The 16,449-nt window shown below is 74.9% G+C and carries 11 protein-coding genes; 10 read left to right on the top strand and 1 reads right to left on the bottom strand.

Annotation, left to right across the window (positions count from 1 at the left end):
* Nucleotides 1-133: 133 nt before the first annotated feature.
* On the bottom strand, nt 134-1,282 hold the full coding sequence (locus WMF43_RS27325; RefSeq protein WP_437668904.1) for a hypothetical protein: 1,149 nt from the start codon (nt 1,280-1,282) through the stop codon (nt 134-136).
* A gap of 191 nt (nt 1,283-1,473) precedes the next feature.
* Between WMF43_RS27325 and WMF43_RS27320 the strand changes: the two genes are divergently transcribed.
* The 10 genes from WMF43_RS27320 (at nt 1,474) to WMF43_RS27275 (ending at nt 16,254) form a co-directional block, all read left to right on the top strand.
* Nucleotides 1,474-2,271, top strand: a complete 798-nt coding sequence (locus WMF43_RS27320; protein ID WP_437668903.1) for an N-formylglutamate amidohydrolase — start codon at nt 1,474-1,476, stop codon at nt 2,269-2,271.
* Between the two features lie 251 nt (nt 2,272-2,522).
* The gene (locus WMF43_RS27315) at nt 2,523-4,982 is read left to right on the top strand and encodes a type VI secretion system Vgr family protein (protein ID WP_437668902.1); all 2,460 of its coding nucleotides are present in this window, start codon (nt 2,523-2,525) and stop codon (nt 4,980-4,982) included.
* A 6-nt stretch (nt 4,983-4,988) separates the two neighbouring features.
* Nucleotides 4,989-7,661, top strand: coding sequence for a DUF2169 family type VI secretion system accessory protein (locus WMF43_RS27310; protein ID WP_437668901.1), 2,673 nt, complete (start codon nt 4,989-4,991; stop codon nt 7,659-7,661).
* Entirely contained in the window at nt 7,658-8,731 is a 1,074-nt protein-coding gene (locus WMF43_RS27305; protein ID WP_437668900.1) for a pentapeptide repeat-containing protein, read from the top strand. Before WMF43_RS27310 ends, WMF43_RS27305 begins: the two co-directional genes overlap by 4 nt.
* A gap of 87 nt (nt 8,732-8,818) precedes the next feature.
* Nucleotides 8,819-9,538 carry a DUF3540 domain-containing protein gene (locus WMF43_RS27300; protein WP_437668899.1) on the top strand — a complete coding sequence of 240 codons (720 nt, stop codon included), beginning with the start codon at nt 8,819-8,821 and terminating at the stop codon, nt 9,536-9,538.
* 52 nt (nt 9,539-9,590) lie between these two features.
* On the top strand, nt 9,591-9,983 hold the full coding sequence (locus WMF43_RS27295; protein WP_437668898.1) for a DUF4150 domain-containing protein: 393 nt from the start codon (nt 9,591-9,593) through the stop codon (nt 9,981-9,983).
* Nucleotides 9,980-11,422, top strand: coding sequence for a hypothetical protein (locus tag WMF43_RS27290; RefSeq protein WP_437668897.1), 1,443 nt, complete (start codon nt 9,980-9,982; stop codon nt 11,420-11,422). The genes WMF43_RS27295 and WMF43_RS27290 overlap by 4 nt, the downstream gene beginning before the upstream one ends.
* 127 nt (nt 11,423-11,549) lie before the next feature.
* A complete protein-coding gene (locus WMF43_RS27285; RefSeq protein ID WP_437668896.1) occupies nt 11,550-11,777 on the top strand; it encodes a hypothetical protein in 228 nt (75 codons plus the stop codon).
* The gene (locus tag WMF43_RS27280; protein WP_437668895.1) at nt 11,774-14,845 is read left to right on the top strand and encodes an ATP-binding protein; all 3,072 of its coding nucleotides are present in this window, start codon (nt 11,774-11,776) and stop codon (nt 14,843-14,845) included. The genes WMF43_RS27285 and WMF43_RS27280 overlap by 4 nt, the downstream gene beginning before the upstream one ends.
* Complete coding sequence (locus WMF43_RS27275) at nt 14,842-16,254, top strand: sigma-54-dependent transcriptional regulator (protein WP_437668894.1); 1,413 nt, start codon at nt 14,842-14,844, stop codon at nt 16,252-16,254. Before WMF43_RS27280 ends, WMF43_RS27275 begins: the two co-directional genes overlap by 4 nt.
* The last annotated feature ends 195 nt before the right edge of the window (nt 16,255-16,449 follow it).

Raw genomic sequence — 16,449 nt, 5'->3', positions numbered from 1 at the left:
GTCCTTGGCGTCCTTGGCGTCCTTGGCGGCTCATCTCCCGCTCGATCAATGTGAACGGTGCTCTAAGACCTGCTCTACGTCGGGGCGGTATATCAGCGACAAACATGCGGCAGTGCGCCCGGCGCCTTCGCCGTCACCCGGAAGCGGGCTTCTGTCGGCGACCTTCCGGGCGCTTCGTGGCCTTGCGCGCGCCAGACCCGCCGCCCGTCAGCTTGCCGCTCCCCTGCTCGTTCAGCTTCTTCTCGTACCAGGGCTTCGTGGCCTGCGCGCGGATGGCGTAGGCGAGCGCGATGGCGCCGAGCAGCGGAAAGGCGACGTAGGCGGCGGAGTGGGCCGTTACGTCGGGGCCAGCCGCGCTGGCTGACGGCCATGACGGGACATAACGCGCCTTCAGCTGCTCGACCCCGCGGAGCCGGCCGAAGGTGGCATGGGACACCTCGTCCGAGAAGACGACGCCGTCGGCGGCCCGCATCGCGACCTCGAAGCGGGGATGGTCGTCATCGCTGTCGTCCTCTCGCAGCTGCGTGACGCGGACATCCACCGTCTCGCCCAGCCAGCGGCGCGCGTGGAAGCCCGCGAATGCGGCGTTGAACGCGAGCCACGCGACCACCGCAACGACGGCCCACCGCCGGTGGAACGCCGCCCGGCGCGCGAACCGCTCGCCGAGCGGCTCGGACGAGACGAGCATGGGCTGCCCGCGCGAGGGCACGAGCACATACCCCAGCGCCTTCTCGCGGTAGCCCTGGGCCGACGCCTCGGGATCCGGCGCGCGGCGGAGCTCGCCGCGCGCGAAGACCCTCTCGCCGGGCGCGATCTCGGCGATCCGGACGCGCCGGGTGGGATCGACCCGGATCATGCCGTCCAGCGCGTCGACGAGCGCCACGTCCTCGCCCGGCTCCACGCGGACGAGGCCGCCGGAGGCGTGGCGAAGGTAGAAGGGGTGGACGTGGACCCTGCGGCCGGTCTCGGACCACAGGTGCCTCCAGACGCCGGAGCTCTCGGACTCGGTCCCGTGCTGCTCGACCTCGACGCGCACGGCGACGTCCGCCCCTTGCGCCAGCTCCACGGTGCCCACGACGACGGCCTCCCCGGGCGTGAGCGCGGCGTCGCCCTTGACCGCGGCCCCGGCCCGCGCGGCGGCGCGGCGCTGCCGGAGCGACAGCCGGAGCGCGATGGCGGCGATGACGAGCAGGCCGGCCGTCGCGACGACGTCCACGAGGAGCGACGACATCCCGGCGTCGAGGTGATAGCGGCTCACGAGCAGCCACAACCGGTGTCCCATGGCCCGCCATGAGAGCGCAATCGGCGACGCCCGTGCGAAAAACCCGGCGCCGCCGCGGCGTCGTCTCCTCGCCGACACCGGGCCTCGCCGCAAGGAGCGGCCGTCCGGTGATCCCGGCGAGCGCGCCGAGATCCCTTGCCGTCCCGCGCGCCCCGCGCCTACACCCGGCCGCGCCCACCCCCGGAGCAACGATGTCCGCGCCGCCGCCTCCCTTCCGCGTCCACGAGCCCGGAGCGCCCGGGCCGGTCGTCGTCGAGGTCCCGCACGCGGGGCTCTGCGTCGACGAGGCCGCGGCGCGCTTCACCCGCGTGCCGGAGCGCGCCCTCGCGGCCGACGCCGACATCGCGGCCGACGTGCTCTTCGGCGACGCCCCGCTCGAGGGCGCCGCGCTCGTCGTGGCCACGCTGAGCCGCTACGTGATCGACCTCAACACCGCCCCGCGCGTGCCCACGCCGTACGAGGACAAGCTCCCCTACGGGCTGCGGGAGGTGCGGCGGCGCTCCGCCAGCGGCGAGCAGTGGCTCGAGAGCCCGCCGCCGCGCGCCGAGGTCGAGCGCCGCGTCCGCGAGGTGTTCGCGCCGTACCATGCCGAGGTCGCCGCGCGCCTCGCGGCAGCGCGCGAGCGCCACGGCGTCGCGGTCCTCGTCTCCGCGCACACGTACCCCGACACCCTGTTCCCGGGCGCGGCCGACGTCGTGCTCGGGACCCGCGGCGGCGCCTGCGCGGCCGGCTGGGTGCGCGACGCGGTCGCCGAGGTCGCGCGCGCGCACGGCCTCTCGCTCGCGCTGGACGACCCGTTCCCCGGCGGCCACGCGCTCGAGCGGCACGCGCGCCCGGGCGACGGGGTGCACGCGCTCCAGATCGAGATCTCCCGCCGGCTCTACTGCGACGCGCGCGCCCTCACCCCGCGCCCCGAGGACGTCGCCCGCCTTCGGCGCTTCACGCGCGGCGTCGTCTCCGCGCTCACGGCCGTGTCCGCCGCGCGATGAGCCCCCGCACCCGCCGCGCGATGAGCCCCGCACCCGCCGCGCGATGAGCCCCGCGTCCGCCGCGCGATGAACCCGCCGCGCGTGCCCTCGACCCGTCACCGTCCCGAGACACACCGTGCAGGTGCGCGCACATCCCACGCTGGATCCACCGCATCCACCGCGCCGTCGACGAGCATGGGCTCGTTGACGCCGTGACGCGGAGCACCGACATTCCGCCCTCGGCACCAAGGCCAGGGACGGGGAGGCTCTCCATGCGCCACGACGAATTTTCGCTCACGTGCTCGGCGCTCGCCGGCGCCACGTTCATCGGGTTCCGGGGCACCGAGCACGTCTCGCAGCCGTACGAGTTCGAGCTCTTCTTCTCGGTCCCCGCGAACACCGACGTGCGCAAGGCGGTGGGCGAGCGGGCGACCGTGCGCACGAGCCGCGGCGCGGGGAACGAGCCGTTCGTCCTGCACGGCGTCCTCGCGAGCGTGCGCCTCCTGCACCAGAACGCCGATCGCGCGCTCTACCAGGCGCTGCTCGTGCCGAAGCTCTGGCTCCTGCGCCACTTCTGGCGCAGCCACGTCTTCACGAACCAGCCGGTCAAGGAGTTCCTCTCGGCGACGCTCCAGAGCGGCGGGCTCGCCGCCAGCGACTTCCGCTTCTCGATCGACGAGGGGGACTACCCGATCGAGGAGTTCGTCGCGCAGTACCGGGAGACGCACCTCGCGTTCTTCCACCGGTGGCTCGAGCGCGAGGGCCTCTACTACTTCTTCGAGCACCCCGACGACGGCTCGAGCGAGGTCCTCGTCATCGTCGACGACCGCGGGCTGCACGACGACTTCCCGGGCGGCGGCGCGGTGCGTTACGTCCCCCTCTTCGGCGACGACGTGACCGCGCCGATCGGCCTGCACCACCTCGAGCAGGACGTGCAGTGGCTCCCGAAGAGCGTCACCATCGCCGACTACAACTACACGAACCCGTCCGCGTCGGTGAAGGGCGAGAGCAGCATCACCGCGAACGGCCTGGGCGCGATCCGCGAGTACGGCTACCGCGTCTTCGTGCAGAGCGACGCCGAGCGCCTCGCGCTGGTGCGCGCGCAGTCGATCGGCTGCCGCGAGGTGACCCTGCGGGGGAGCGGCGACGTGCTCGGCCCGCGCGCCGGGTACCGGTTCTTGCTGGAGGACCAGCCGAGCGACGTCGGCGAGAACTGGCTCGCGCTGGAGGTGCACCACGCCGGGTCGATCGCCGGGATCACGCCGGAGCTCGCGCGGCTGACGCGGCTCTCGGACAAGGAGACGTACGGCGTGAAGCTGCTCGCGATCCCGGCCGACGTGCAGTTCCGCGCGCCGCAGACGACGCCGTGGCCGCGCATCTACGGCTTCGAGAACGCCGTCGTCTGCGGCCCCGCCGACAGCCAGTACGCCCAGATCGACGGCGACGGCCGCTACCTCGTCCGCTTCGAGTTCGACACGAGCGGGCTGCCCGACGCGCGCGTCTCGACGCGCGTGCGCATGATGCAGCCCCACGGCGGGACCACGGAGGGCTTCCACTTCCCGCTGCGCAAGGGCACCGAGGTGATGATCGCCTTCCTCGGCGGCGACCCGGACCGGCCGTTCATCGCCGGCGTGGTGCCCAACGCGCACCGGCCGAGCGTGGTCGGGGAGCGCAACCACAGCCAGAACATCATCCGGACCGGGAGCGGCAACCAGCTCGTGCTCGAGGACGAGCAGGGCAAGGAGTTCATCTTCCTCCACACGCCGAACAACCGCACCGGCATCTACATGGGCGTCCCGAGCGCCGGCCACGGGTCGGTCTACACGGGCGACGGCGAGACGCAGATCGGGTCGTTCCTGTCCCCGGAGAACGCCGACCCGGCCATCGCGGGCAGCAGCCTCGTCAGCGTCTCGTTCAGCTACCTCGAGACGACGGCGGCGAACGGCGGGTCCTGGATCGGCGGCGACTCCTGGGAGAACGTCGGCGGGAACAAGTCCAGCATGGTCGTGGGCAACCTCTGGGCGGGCGTCGGGGCGACCTACACGCTCCAGGTCACCGGCGCGGCGAACGAGACGTACTACGCCACGCGCACGACCACGATCAAGACGGGCCGCGTGGACACCGTGGAAGCCGGCGGCATGAAGCAGACGATCACCGGCGGGATGGAGCAGACCATCACGGGCGTGACGAAGCAGACCATCACGGGCGAGACGACGCAGGACGTCCACGGCAAGTACACGCAGACGATCGAGCCGGAGGGCTCGTCCACGGTGACCGGTCCGTGGACGCACAAGGTCACGGCCCAGAGCTTCGACGACTACAAGAGCTGGAAGACCGAGGTCGCCACGACCTGGAACGGCCACTTCGGCGGGAACGTCGACCTGTCGAGCGACACGAGCTTCGTGATCAAGGCGCCCGACGCGAAGATCTCGGCCTCCAACGCGAAGTGGGAGGTGCTCGGGGCGACGTTCGACCTCTCGTCGGCCAAGCACGAGCTCTATCTGTACAAGGGCGCGAGCGGCATCCTGAAGACCGACCACGCCGCGCTCTACCAGACGCTGTACGGGGTCAAGCTCGAGCTCGTGGGGATCAAGCTCGACTTCATCGGGATGGACAAGAAGGCCGCCGCCCTGAAGCTGGCGGAGGCCGCGTTGATCCTGGCGCTGAGCGGCTCGGCGAACATCAGCACCGCCCCGATCAAGGTCATCTCCGCCTTCGTCACGAAGATCTGAGCGCCGATGCGAGTCGTCAAACCCCTCAAGGCGCCGGTGCTCACGCGGGTCGTCGAGATCGCGCGGCGGCTCAGGTTCCACGTGGGCGCCATGGTCGCGTTCCCCCTCGACGCGCCGCGCGCCCTGCTCGACGAGATGACCTTCTGGCAGGCCGCGACCGCGGCGCTCGGCGGCCTCCCGCTCGACGACGGCATGGCGAAGGCGCGCGGCGAGCTGCTCGTCGCGGGCCGGTGCCACGCCCCGGAGGGCCGCCGCGTCGCCGCGTCGTTCGTCCGCGCGCGGCTCGGCTCCATCGACAAGCGCCTGGCCGTGCTGGGCGACCGGCACTGGACCGGCCACGGCTTCACCGAGCCGGAGCCGTTCTCGGAGATGCCCGTCGACTGGGCGCACGCGCTCGGCGGGCCGAAGGACGCGGCGAACCCCTACGGCAAGGGGATCGAGGAGGTCGAGCGGGGCGGGCAGCGCGTCCGCCCGCTCCCGAACGTCGAGCACTACGGCGCGCTGATCCGCTCGCCGTCGGACCGCCCGGGCCCGGCGTCCTTCCTCCCGATGGACGTCACGTTCGCCCAGCGCCGCGCCCGCGCGGGCACGTACGGCGCGGACTACGCGGAGAAGTGGGCGCCCGGCCTGCCGCCGGACGTCGATCCCTCGTTCTTCAACGTCGCCCCGAGCGATCAGTGGAGCGCCGAGCCCTTCCGGGGCGACGAGGCGTTCCTCGTCGAGAACATGCACCCGGCGCGGCCGCGCATCGAGGGCGCGCTCCCCGGCCTCTGCGCCCGCGTGTTCGTCACCCGCCGCGACGCGGGCGGCGACGTGTTCCTGGAGCTCCCCGTCCGCTGCGACACGGTGTGGCTCTTCCCCTCGGCCAACCTCGGCGCCGTGATCTTCCACGGCGCGATGCCCGTGACCGAGGACGACGCGGCCGAGATCGTCGACCTCGTCGTCGCCTGCGAGGAGATCGGCCGCCCCCGGCCGATCGAGCACTACCGCGCGGCGCTCGCCCGGCGGCTCGACAAGGACCGGGGCGCGATCGCGGGCCTCAGCGACAGCGATCTCATGCCGCCGCGCGAGTCCGGCGTGGCCGCGAACATCGGCGGGTTCGACATGATGCAGTGGATGAGGAGCGAGAACCTGGCCGCGCGCAACCAGCGGCGGGGCGCCGAGCGGGCGCGGGAGCGCCGCCGAGAGGAGCTCCTGGCGGACGGCATCGATCCGGCGCGCTACGGCCTCGACGCGCCGCTGCCGGACGAGGAGCCGCCTCCGCCGGTCGACGACCTCGACGCGCTCGTCGTGTACCTGGACGCCGCGTCCCGCAAGCTGGAGGAGGAGGAGGCCAGGGCCGCCCGCATGAAGTCCGAGGCCGAGGCGCGCACGAAGGCGCAGGCGGCGGACCTGGGGGTCTCCGAGGAGACGCTCCGGCGCGCCGAGACCAAGGAGGAGCCCCCTGGCGGCCCGCCGGCGTTCTCGGCGCGGGCGCAGATCGCGCAGTACGCCGAGCTGGCCGAGGCGGGGCGCCGCGGCGGCGTGCCCAACGTGGAGCTCGAGGCGATGCTCGCCGATCCGGCGTTCCACGAGCAGCTGGTCCGCCTGGAGCTGGCCGCGCGCGACGGTTACCGTCGCGGGGCGCACCTCTTGCCCGCGGCCCCGCCGATGACCCCCGAGGCCGCCCTGATGGCGCGCGTCGTCGTCGACGCGGCGCGCGAGGCGGGCGAGCCCCTCGACGAGCGCGATCTCACCGGCGCCGATTTCCGCGGGCTCGACCTGCGGGGGCTGAGCTTTCAGCGCGCGCTCCTCGAGGGGGCCGACCTCAGGGGGTGCGACCTCTCCGGCGCGGTGCTCGAGGGCGCGGTGCTCGCGAAGGCCGACCTGACGGGCGCGAATCTGTCGGGCGCGCGCCTCCGGGGCGCGAACCTCGGCAAGGCGAACCTCGAGGGCGCCGCGCTGGAGGGCGCGGATCTGACCGAGGCGGTCCTGATGGGCGCGAAGCTCGCCGGGGCGCGCCTCGCGCGCGCGAGGCTCGAGCGCGCCGACGTCCTGCAGGTGGCGTGGGACGGCGTGGATCTCTCCGGCGCGGAGCTCGTGGCCTGCATGTTCCTCCAGACGAGCCTCGCCGGGGCGAACCTCGCCGGGGCGAACCTCGAGCGGGCGATGCTGCTCGAGTGCGCGCTCGACGGCGCGGACTTCTCGGGGGCACAGCTGAACAAGGCGACGCTCATGAGCTGCACGGGGGCGCGGGTGCGCTTCGCGGGGGCGCGCTTCTCCGAGGGGGTCGCCCTCCACAAGAGCGCCCTGCCGGAGGCCGATTTTCGCGACGCCGTGCTCGACAAGACCTGCTTCCGGACGACGGACCTGCGCGGCGCGCGCTTCGATCGGGCCCAGATGACGATGGTCGACCTCTCCGAGGCGGACGCGACGGGCGCGATCTTCGACCAGGCCGTCCTGAAGAACGCGCTCTTCATCCGGACGAACCTCGACCGCGCCTCGCTCCGCGGGTGCAACCTGACCGAGGCGATCCTCTCGAAATCGCGCGTGGCCGGCGCCGATTTCACGGGCGCCCAGCTCTGCCGCGCCGATCTCACCCGCGCGCGCGGGGACGACCGGACGACGTTCGCCGAGGCGGCCGTCGACTTCACCCGGTTCGACCGGCACGGGGCGCAGGCCGCGGGGGGCGCGACATGAACCGCGACGAGCTGCTCGACAAGGTCCGCCACGGCGAGCCGATCCAGGCCGCGGACCTCTCCGGGCTCGACCTGACGGGCGCGGATCTCTCGGGCGCGGTGTTCGACCGCGTCCGCCTGCCGCGCGCGCTGCGGGGCGCGCTCCTCAAGGAGTCGACGTTCACGGAGTGCGACCTGTCGGGCGTGGACGCCGCGAGGGTGGATCTGCACCTGACGACGTTCTTCCGGTGCCGCCTCGACGGGGCGACGCTGGCGGGGGCGAGGCTCATCGCCGCGAGCTTCGCCGAGTCGTCGCTCGAGGGCGCGGCGCTGTCCGGCGCGGAGGCGCAGGTCGCGACGTGGGCGAGCTGCTCGCTCGCGCGCGCCTCGCTCGAGGGGGCGAACCTCGACCGGGCGAACCTCATCGAGGTCGCGGCCGGCGGCGCGAACTTCTCCCGCGCGAACCTCGAGAAGGCGACGATGTACAAGCTCGACCTGCGCACGGCGCTGCTCGACGGCGCGAACCTGACGCTCACGACGCTGCTGGAGTCCCAGCTCGGCGCGCGGGCGTTCCAGGGGACGAGGCTCTTCCGCACGCAGTTCATGCGCGGCAGCGTCGCGGGATCGAGCTTCGCGGGCTGCGACGCGACGCAGTGCAACTTCACCGGGGCCGACGTCTCGGGCTGCGATTTCTCCGACGCGATCCTGGCGCAGGCGCTCTTCGGCGAGGCGAACGCGGCGAAGGCGCGGTTCCCGCGGGCCATGCTCCGGAATGCGATCCTCGAGCGGGCGGCGCTCGCGGAGGCCGACTTCTCCGGCGCGGAGCTCGTCGAGGCGTACGCCGCCTTCGCCTCGTGCCCCGGCGCGCGTTTCGTCGGCGCGAAGCTCGCGTATGCGGATCTGTCGCACTGCGACCTCTCCGGCGCGGATTTCTCGCAGGCGTCGATGTTCCGCACGAAGCTGCACCGCGCCCGGCGCGACGGCGCGCGGGTGCCGGGCGGGGCCGGCTGGCTCGGCGACGACGAGAAGCTCGCCGCGCTCGAGGACTGGGCGCCGCGGCGCGGCGGTGAGCGCGATGCAGAGCGCCAGTGAGCCGTTGATCTTCCCCGCGAGCGCCGCGAAACTGGCCTGGCGGCGCGCTCGCCCCGGAGGGGCGGGGCCAGGCCGAGGAGACCCGAGATGCAGAGCAGGGCGTCCCGCGAGCCGGTGACGGAGGCACACGACGACAGCGCCGAGGAGGACGTCCTCGCCGCGGTGGATCTGCCGGCTGCGGGGGCCTCGCCGCGGCGCGCGCCGTCGCTGGAGACGGGCGTCGTCCGGGGCACGGCGTCGGGCCTCCTGGTCGAGCTCGGCGGCGGCCCGGTCCTCGCGCGGCGCGCGAAGAGCTGCCTCACCGCGCCCGACGCGGGGGATCGTGTGCTCTGTGCGACGGACGGCGATCAGGTGTTCGTGCTGGCGGTGCTCGAGGGCGAGGCGGGCGCGACGACGCGGATCGCCGTCGAGGGCGACCTGAAGGTGCAGGCGACGGGGCGGCTCGGGCTCGGCGCGGGCGACCAGATCGAGATCGCCGCCGCGAAGGAGGTCGGCCTGTTCGCGGGCAAGCTCCAGGTCCGCGCGCAGGCGGCGGTGGCGGCGATCGAGGAGATGGGGCTCGTCGGCCGGTCGCTCGACGTGCACCTCCAGAAGGCGGTCGTCGTCGCCGAGCGCCTCGAGGCGCGGGCCGACCGCCTGGTCCAGCGCGCGAAGCAGGCGTTCCGCTTCATCGAGGCGCTGGAGCAGGTGCGCGCGGGGGTCATCGACGTCCGCGCGGAGGGCCTCGCGGCCGTGCGGGGGGAGAACACGATCGTCGCGGCGCGGACGCTCGCGAAGCTCGACGGCGAGCAGGTCAAGATCGGCTGAGGCGCCGCGCCGCGCGGCGCGGCGGGCGCCAGGAAGGACGAGGGGAGAAGCGATGCTCGCGAAGACGACCGCAGGGGGGATGTGCCTGGCGTTCCCCGACGTGTGCCTGACGCCGACGCCGGCGCCGGTGCCGATCCCGTACCCGAACATCTCGCTTCATCCGATGAGCGTGCTGTTCGTGCCGAACGTGCTCGCCACGTGCGCGCCGGCGCACAACATGCTGACCTTCGCGCCGCTCACGATGGGGGACAACCCGGGCGTCGCGCTCGGCGTGGCGTCCGGGATGGTGATGGGCCCGTCGCGCAACATCACCGCGGCCTTCACGGTGATCGTCGGCTGCGCGCCGATGACGCGCCTGACGAGCCTCTCGCTGCAGAACAGCACGAACACGGTGGGCATGGCCATCGTGCCGAGCGTCACCACCGTCCTCGTGCTCTCCCCGTGAGGGACGCGCGCTCGACGGCCGAGGGCGACGCGACCGCGCGCGAGGGGGGCCGGCTCGCCGAGGCGCTCGCGAAGCTCGACGAGGCGATGCGCCCGCCGCGGGGCGGCAGCCTCGATCCGGAGCGGCGCCGCGTGGCGTCCCGGCTCGCGGACCTCGCGCGTTGCGAGGACGACGACCTTCCGGCCTTCGCCCGGCGGCACCTGCCCGGCCGCGCGGTGGAGGAGCCGGCGCTGCGCGCCGCGCGCGAGCTGGTCCTGGCGATCGGTCGTGTCCTCGGCCCGGAGGGCGAGGGCGCCGAGGCGCTGGGGGTGCTCCAGGACGTGCACCGCGCGCTGGAGGAGCGGCTGGCGGAGGCGAGGCGAGCCGCGGCGCAGCGCGAGGCGGAGGCGGCCGCGGCGGCGGAGGCGGAGGCGGCGGCGGCCGTCGAGATGGCGAGCGCGCCGGGGCTGGTCGGGTCGCTGGCGGTGGCGAGCGCGCCGGGGCTGGTCGGGTCGCTGGCGGTGGCGAGCGCGCCGGGGCTGGTCGGGTCGCTGACGGAGACGCTTGCGCCGGGGCTGGTCGGGTCGCTGGCGGAGACGAGCGCGCCGGCGCAGGTCGGGTCGCTGACGGAGACGCTTGCGCCGGGGCTGGTCGGATCGCTGACGGAGACGAGCGCGCCGGCGCTGGTCGAGTCGCTCGCGCCGCTCTCCCGGCCGGGCGGGGTGCTGCCGTTCGTGTCCGCACCAGTCGCCGGATCGACACCCGTCGCCGGATCGACACCCGCGTCCGTGGCCGCATCGGCTCCTCAAACGGAGCCGCCGGCTCGCACGACGGAGCCGCCGGCTCGCACGACGGAGCCGCCGGCTCGCACGACGGAGCCGCCGGTTCCTCCGACGGAGCCGCCGCTGCCGAGCGCGGAGGCCAGGCCCGCGGGCCAGAGGAGTCCCGAGGCGGAAAGGCCCGTCCACTCGGCGCTTCCCTTCATCCACGCGGCAGCGGCATCCGAGGAGCGCCCGCAGCCGCCCGTTGCGCGCTTCAATGCGGCACTTCCGTTCCAGCGCGCCGTGAGCCTCGAAGAGAACCCGCCGCGCGAGCCCCCTGCGTCCGTTGCGAGCGCCCAGCCGGCCGCCGGTGCGAGCGCCCAGCCGGCCGCCGGTGCGAGCGCCCGGCCGAGCGTCCCGCCCGCCTCTGCGCCAGGCCCCACGGCCGGCGGGGACCCCGGCAGCATGCGCTCGCCGCCCCCGCTCACGCTCAATCAGTACGCCGGCCTCGTCGTCGCGTGCGAGCTGTACCCCGCGTACGTGGAGAGCACGCAGGCGCGTTACGGAGTCCCGACCCCCGCCGCGCGCGCCGCCCTCGACGCCTTCTGGGCCGCCCGCCTCGCCGCCGATCCGGCCCTCGCCCAGCGCTGGCCGGAGCTCTGCGACGCCGCGCGCAGGTACTTCCTGCAATCGCGCTGAACGCGACCCGGGCCGCCCGGCCGATCGACACGATCGACGCCGCGACCTCTTCGCCTTATCTCGTAACGCAGCGCGTCATAAGCCGCACGTGTTCAGCCGTTGCGGTCCTGAGTAGCCTTACCCTCCGATGAGCGGAGGACACGACGCGGAGGCGGGCGCGGCGGATCGCGCGCTCGTGCTCGTGCTGGTGGGCGCGCTCCTCCTCGTGTCGCCGGCGCGCCTGCTCTGGGCGCGCGGCCTGCTCGCGGTGGCCGCGGTCCTCGCCGTGTGGATCGCCCTGATCGCGCTCGCCGCGCTCGCCACGCGCGAGAGCCGCGGCGAGGGCGACCGCGCCGAGCGAGAGCCGCCGCCATGATCGACGTGCGCGTCCTCCTGCTCGCCACGGTGGCCTGGCTGGCCGCGCTCGCCGCCGTCGCCCTCGCCGCGAAGCGCGAGCGGCTCCCCCGCGCGCTCGCGCGGCACCCCCTCGTGCTCGCCCTCTCCCTCGGCGTCTACGCCTCGTCGTGGACGTACTACGGCGGCGTCGGCTTCGCCCAGCGCCACGGGCTCGTCTTCCTCGCGGTCTACCTCGGCCCGACCCTCGCGTGCATCGCCGCCCCGCTCCTCTGGTCGCGCGTCCTGCGCATCACGCGCGAGCAGCGCCTCTCCTCGTTCGCCGACCTCCTCGCCTTCCGCTTCCAGAGCCCCGCCGCGGGGGCCCTCGTCGCCGCCTTCTCCCTCGTCGCCAGCATGCCCTACGTCGCGCAGCAGTTCCGCGCGACCGAGCAGTCGGTCCGCGTGCTCTCGGGGCCGGGGCACGAGGACGCCGTCGGCGCCGTCTTCTGCGCGCTGCTCGCGCTCTTCACCGCGTTCTTCGGCGCCCGCCCGTCCGCCGAGCGGGGGCGCGAGGACGGCCTCTCGGCGGCGGTCGCGTTCGAGTCGGCGGCGAAGCTCGCCGTGCTCGCGGCCGTCGGCGTCGCCGCCGTGGTCGGCGCGTTCGGCGGGGCGGCCGGGCTCGCGGGCTGGCTCGGCGAGCACGCCGCCGAGGTCGAGGCGCTCGGCCGCCCCGTGCGCGAGGACAGCGGCTGGACCTCGATGCTCGTCATCAGCTTCGCCGCCGCCTTCCTGCTGCCGCGGCAGTGGCACATGGCGTTCGCCAGCGGCGCCGACGACCGGGCGCTCGCCAAGGCCGCCTGGGCCTTCCCGCTCTTCCTGCTCGCGCTCAACCTGCCCGTCCTGCCCGTCCTCTGGGCCGGGACCCGCCTCGCCCCGGCGGAGCCCGCCGACAGCTACGTGCTGCTCGTCCCCCAGCTGCTCGGCCAGGGCTGGCTCGCGCTCGCCGCCTTCATCGGCGGCATCTCCGCGGCGAGCGCCATGGTCATGGTCACCGCCGTCGCCCTCGCCAACGACAGCGCCACGCACCTGCTCCTGCCGCTCGCCCGGAGGACGCTGCGCCGCAACGTCTACGCGCGCGTCCTGTGGCTCCGGCGCGGGCTGCTCACCGCCATCCTCGTGAGCGGGTGGCTGTTCTACCGCGCGCAGCCGCACCACGGGCTGCTCGTCGAGAGCGGCATCGCGTCGTTCGTCGCGTTCGCGCAGCTCCTGCCGGGGCTCTTCGCCGTGCTCTTCTGGGAGCGCGCGACGCGCGCGGGGTTCATCGCCGGGCTGCTCGCCGGCATCGGGACCTGGACGGCCACCTGCCTCGCGCCGCTCCTGCCCCCGATCCCCGGGATCGATCCCGCGTGGCTCGACCTCCTGCGCGAGGGCGCGGACCACGGCGGCCACGCCGCCGGCGCCCTGGACGCGGCGCGCGCGGCCGCCCGGGACACCTGGTCGCTGCCCACGTTCGTGTCGCTCGCCGTCAACGCCGGGGCGCTCGGGCTCGTCTCGCTCCTGCGCCCGCCGGCCAAGGAGGAGCGCGAGGCCGCGCGCCTCTGCAGGCGGCGCGAGATCGGCCCGTCGGTCGAGCGCGCGACCGTGGCGTCGAGCGTGGGCGCGCTCGAGGAGCGGCTCGCCCGCCTGCTCGGCCGCGAGGCGGCCGGCGTCGAGGTCACGCGCGCGCGGATCGAGCTCGACATCCCGCGCGACGAGACGCGGCCCACCGAGCTGCACGCCCTCCAGGAGCGCCTGCACCGCAACCTGTCGCCGCTCGTCGGCCCGGTGCTCGCGCGCGCGGCCGCGGAGGCGCGCGATCCGGCCGACGATGGCCGCGCCGCGCGCGGCGCGCTCACCGAGGAGCTCCGGTGGCTGGAGCGGCGCCTCGCGCGCGGGGAGACGCGGCTCGTCGGCGCGGCGAAGGAGCTCGACCTCCTGCGCCGGTGGCTCCGCTCGGTGCTCGCGCAGCTCCCGCTCGGGGTCTGCGCCGTGGGCTCCGACGGCGCCGTGAGCCTCGTCAACCGCCGCCTCGAGGCGCTCGTCGGCGTCGAGGAGCGCGATCTCGTCGGGGCGCCGCTCGGCCGGCTGCCGGCCCCGTTCGCGGAGCTCTTCGCCCGCGCCGCCGCCGCCGCCTCGGCCGGCGAGGCCGGCGCCGACGAGATCACGGCGCACGTGGGCGGGCGCGCGCGCTCGCTGCGCGTCCACCGCGCCGCGCTCGACCCGATCGACGCGCGCGCCGCCTCGGGGGGCGTGGTCCTGCTCGTCGAGGATCGCACCGAGCAGCGCGCCCTCGAGGCGCAGCTCGCCCACCGCGACCGCCTCGCCCAGCTCGGCCGCCTCGCCGCCGGCGTGGCCCACGAGGTCGGCAACCCGCTCACCGGCATCACCTGCCTCGCGCAGAACCTCCGCGCCGAGGCCGACGGCGCCGAGCGCGACGAGATCCGCGCGCGCGCCGGCCTCATCCTCGGCGAGGCGGCGCGCATCGAGGCGATCCTGCGATCGCTGCTCGAGCACAGCCGCACCGGCGCCGTGCCGTCCCCCGGCGAGATCCCGCGCGCGCGCGTCGGGCGCGTGGCGATCGCCCAGGTGGTCGCCGAGGCCGAGCGGCTGATCCGGCTCGACCGCGCGGCGCGGCACGTCCGGGTGGAGCAGGCCTGCCCCGAGTCGCTCGTCGTCATCGGCGATCGGCGCGAGCTCGTGCAGGTCTTCGTCAACCTGCTCGCGAACGCCCGCGACGCCTCCGAGGAGGGCGCGACCGTCTCCGTCCGCGGGCGGATCGAGGCGGGCCAGATCGTGATCGAGGTCGAGGACCACGGCAGCGGCATCCCGGGGGAGCTGCTCGCCGACGTGCTGGAGCCGTTCGTGACGACGAAGCGCGACCCGAGCGGCACGGGGCTCGGCCTGCCGCTCTCGCGATCGATCGTCCAGGATCACGGCGGCACCCTCGCGCTGCGGAGCGCGGTGGGGCAGGGGACGACGGTCGTCGTGAAGCTCCCGCTCGCGGGCGCCGGCGCGGGCGCCGGCGCGGGCGCGGGCGAGGCGCGGCGCGGGCAGGAGGCGGAGCCGTGAGCCGGATCCTGCTGGTCGAGGACGAGGTCGTCATCCGCATGGAGCTCCGGCGGCTGCTCGCGCGCCACGGGCACGACGTCGTCGAGGTGGGGTCGATCGCCGAGGCCGAGGCGGGCCACGATCTGCGCGCGTTCGATCTGGTGCTGGCCGACGTGCGCCTGCCCGGCGCGCCCGGCACGGAGCTCGTCGGCCGGTGCGGCGGCGCGCCGGTCGTGCTCATGACGAGCTACGCCACGGTGAAGGCGGCGGTCGACGCGGTGAAGCGCGGCGCCGCGGACTACCTCTCGAAGCCGTTCGATCACGACGAGCTCGTCGCCCTCGTCGAGCACCACCTCGCCGGCGCCCGGCCCGCGCGGAGCGCGCCCGACGACGCCGCGCCGCGGCCGTCCCCGGTGCCGCCCGCGCCGGCCGCGGCGCTCACGGCGCCCGCGGCGCCCACGTCGGATGACGACGAGCTCGACGGCCTGGTCGGCGGCTCGGCGGCGATGCGCGAGGTGTTCGCGCAGGTGCGCAAGGTCGCGCCGAGCGAGGCGACGCTGCTCGTGCTCGGCGAGAGCGGCACCGGCAAGGACACGCTCGCCCGCGCCGTGCACCGGCTGAGCCCGCGGCGGCAGCTCCCGTTCGTCCCGGTCCACTGCGCGGCGATCCCCGAGGGGCTGATCGAGGGCGAGCTCTTCGGGTACGAGCGCGGCGCCTTCCCTGGCGCGCTCTCGGCGCGCGCGGGGCTCTGCGAGGCCGCGGAGGGCGGCACGCTCCTGCTCGACGAGGTCGGCGAGCTGCCGCCGCGGGTCCAGGCGCGGCTCCTCCGCTTCCTCCAGACCGGCGAGGTGCGGCGCGTCGGCGCGACCCGCGCCCGCCGCGTCGACGTGCGCCTGATCGCCGCGACGCACCGGGATCTCGCGGCGATGGCGCGCGAGGGCTCGTTCCGGAGCGATCTCTACTTCCGGCTGCGGGTCCTCGAGATCCGCCTCCCGCCGCTGCGCGAGCGGCCCGGCGACGCCGTGTGCATCGCCGAGGCGCTGCTCCGGCGGCGCGCGTGGGCGGGGGGCCAGGCGCCGCTCGCGCTGACGCCGGAGGCGCGCGCCGCCATCGCGGCGGCCCCCTGGCCGGGCAACGTCCGGGAGCTGGAGAACGCCATCCACCGCGCCATGGTCCTCGCCGAGGGCGGCGAAATTGGGGAGGCCCTGCTCGGTCTCGACGCGCCCCCGCGGCCGGCCTCGACCGCGCCTCCCGCGGACGTGCGCGAGTCAGAGCCCCTGTCCGACTCGCTCGAGGGCTATTTCCGCCGCTTCGTCCTCGAGCACCAGCACGAGCTGACGGAGACGGAGATCGCCCGCCGCCTCGGCATCAGCCGGAAGGCGCTGTGGGAGCGGCGCCAGCGGCTCGGGATCCCCCGGCCGCGCTCTTGAGCCGCTGACGCGGCGCGCGCAAGCCCCGCGCCGCGCCGGTCGCCGCGATCCGCCGGTCCGGCGTGTTACCGATCGTAGCGCCGCGTCACCGGGTGTTACCGATCGTAGCGCGGCGGCCCCGCGAGAGACCCACCGTGTGCTCCACCGGCGGCACGGAGGGTATTCCCTGAACTCTGCCCGTGGTATTTAGGTCAT

It is taken from the genome of Sorangium sp. So ce131 (assembly GCF_051519095.1).
Taxonomy (GTDB): Bacteria; Myxococcota_A; Polyangia; order Polyangiales; family Polyangiaceae; genus Sorangium.
The sequence above is the reverse complement of the archived record's forward strand: the minus strand, read 5'-3'. Positions and strand labels throughout refer to the sequence as shown.